Source organism: Synechococcus sp. OH2 (genome assembly GCF_047462155.1).
Classification (GTDB): Bacteria; Cyanobacteriota; Cyanobacteriia; order Thermostichales; family Thermostichaceae; genus Thermostichus.
Window position 1 is genome coordinate 42,162 of record NZ_JANSIR010000050.1, and the last position, 2,284, is coordinate 44,445.

The following is a 2,284-nucleotide window of genomic DNA, read 5'->3' on the forward strand; positions in this document are numbered from 1 at the left end:
ACCCCCAGCTTTTGGCGGCCAGAACCATCTTGGCCTACGCGGCCTTCGGCTCCGAGGTGGATCTGGGATCCCTGTTCGCCCTTTTCCCTGAAAAGCGCTGGGGTATCCCTCGTTGCTTGCCGCAGCGGCAGTTGGGATGGCATCGCTACCACCCAGCCGAGCTTGTTCCCAACCGCTGGGGGCTGCCGGAGCCCTCTCCCACCAGTGAGGTTATCGATCCTGCCGAAGCGGAGTTGATCCTCGTGCCCGCCCTGGCCTGCGACCGCTGGGGAAGGCGTTTGGGCTATGGCGGCGGCTATTACGACCGCTTTTTGGCCTCGCTGCCGGATCCCGGTGTGCCCAAGTGGGGCATTGTCCCGCAGGCTTGCCTGCTGCGGCAGCCTCTGCCTCAGGATCCCTGGGATCAACGCCTGGACGGGATCCAAACCGAAGAGGGGTTTTACCCGGCGGGGGATCCCCTAGACTAAGGGAGATGGGCCTTGGAGGAAAAACATGCGCCAAGTTTGGAAGAAGGGGCTTCGCTCCCTCTGCTGGAGCCTGGGCTGGGCGGCTTTGGCGGCCCTCTTGCTGGGCTTTGGCGCCATCCCCCTACAACTGAAAGATCTGCACATCACCCCCTGCCCGGATACCCCCGAATACACCAACCTGGTCACCAGCAACGGCAACCCCATACCGGCCAGGTGCATGTTCATTGAAGGGACGGTGGTGAACCGCTCCAAAAACACCTTGGTCAATGCGGATGTCTTCGGTCGCCTTTACGATGCCAACGGCAATGAGGTTCTGCCGGAGCGCACCCGCGTGGGAGCCATCGAAGAGGTTCCCCCCGGCGAAAGCCCCTTCTCCATTCGCATCTCCGTGCCCGTGACCAGCCCGCTGCCCTTGACCCTGGAGCAATTCAAGGCCAGCGGCTTCAGCGGCACCGTGCGCCGTTAAAGCTGGCGGGTGAAGTCTACCTGGGCCGGGCGCCCGGGCAGATGGAGTTGGGTAACCACCGGCGGGGTTTGGGCGATCAGCCGTCCCCGACGGAAAACGTACAGGCAAGCCGGTTTCAGGCGAATGGCTTCGACGGCATCGGCAGCCTGGAGCACCACCAAATCGGCATAGCAGCCGGGTTCTAGTCCGTAGCCTTCTAACCCCAGAATGCGGGCCGGGTTTTCCGTAACGGCCAAGAAGCACTGGCGCATCTGCTCATAGCCGGTCAGTTGGGCAGCGTGGATCCCCATGTGGGCCACCTCCAGCATGTTGCCGCTGCCCAGGGGATACCAGGGATCCATCACGCAGTCCTGGCCAAAAGCTACTGTCAGCCCGGCGGCCATCAGCTCCGGCACCCGCGTCAGCCCCCGCCGCTTGGGGTAGGTGTCGTGGCGGCCCTGCAGCACCAGGTTCACCAGCGGGTTGGCAATCACCCCCAGCTCTGCCTCGGCCATCAGGGGGATGAGTTTGCTCACGTAGGCGTTGTCCATGGAGTGCATTGAGGTAAGGTGGGAGGCGGCCACCCGCCCCTGCAAGCCCAGCCGCTGCGTTTCATAGGCCAAGGTCTCCACGTGGCGCGAAAGCGGATCGTCTGTCTCGTCGCAGTGCAGATCCACCCGCAGACCCCGCGCCGCCGCAATCTCGCACAGGGCCCGCACCGAAGCTGTTCCTTCAGCCATCGTCCGCTCAAAGTGGGGGATCCCACCCACCACCTCCACCCCCAAGTCCAGGGCCTTCTCCAAGAGCTGCACCGCTTCTGGCGAGCGGTAGTAGCCATCTTGGGGAAAGGCCACCAGTTGCAAATCCAGGTAGGGAGCAACCTTTTGCTTCACCTCCAGCAAGGCCCGCACCGCCAACAGGTTGGGATCGCACACATCCACATGGGCGCGGATGGCCAGGATCCCGCGCGCCACCGCCCAGTCGCAGTAGGTCAAGGCCCGCTCCATCACTGCCTCTGGCGTCAGCAGCGGCTTCAACTCCCCCCAAAGGGCGATCCCTTCCAGCAAGGTGCCCGATTGGTTGACGCGCGGGATCCCGTAGGTAAGGGTGGCATCCAGGTGAAAGTGGGCATCCACAAAGGGGGGTGACACCAAGCGGCCACTCACATCGATTTCCTCGGGAGCGGTGGCCTGCAGATTCACCTCCAGGGCAACGATGCGGTCTCCCTCAATGCCGATATCCACTCCCTTACGGCCATCCGGCAAGTTGGCCCGACGCAAGATTACATCCATCCCCCTCTTCCCAACCCGGCTTGACCATTTTCTTGCTCAACGTAAGGCGCGGGATTCCCCACCCGGGTGGGGAGGGATAG

At 63.4% G+C, this 2,284-nt stretch carries 3 protein-coding genes; 2 read left to right on the forward strand and 1 reads right to left on the reverse strand.

The window, feature by feature from the left end; genetic code table 11:
* Positions 1-467 (forward strand): 5-formyltetrahydrofolate cyclo-ligase (locus NW835_RS04080; RefSeq protein ID WP_414414580.1); only part of this gene is annotated, 467 nt, incomplete at its 5' end.
* A gap of 25 nt (positions 468-492) precedes the next feature.
* Entirely contained in the window at positions 493-933 is a 441-nt protein-coding gene (locus NW835_RS04085; RefSeq protein ID WP_414371530.1) for an FxLYD domain-containing protein, read from the forward strand.
* Here the strand turns inward: NW835_RS04085 and NW835_RS04090 are convergent.
* Positions 930-2,204 carry an amidohydrolase family protein gene (locus NW835_RS04090; RefSeq protein WP_414414581.1) on the reverse strand — a complete coding sequence of 425 codons (1,275 nt, stop codon included), beginning with the start codon at positions 2,202-2,204 and terminating at the stop codon, positions 930-932. The genes NW835_RS04085 and NW835_RS04090 overlap by 4 nt on opposite strands.
* Positions 2,205-2,284 lie beyond the last annotated feature (80 nt).

Bases quoted from the DNA above. Each gene is read 5' to 3' on its own strand.
- NW835_RS04085 (WP_414371530.1), top strand. From the start codon at position 493: ATGCGCCAAGTTTGGAAGAAGGGGCTTCGCTCCCTCTGCTGGAGCCTG.
- NW835_RS04090 (WP_414414581.1), bottom strand. From the start codon at position 2,204: ATGGATGTAATCTTGCGTCGGGCCAACTTGCCGGATGGCCGTAAGGGA.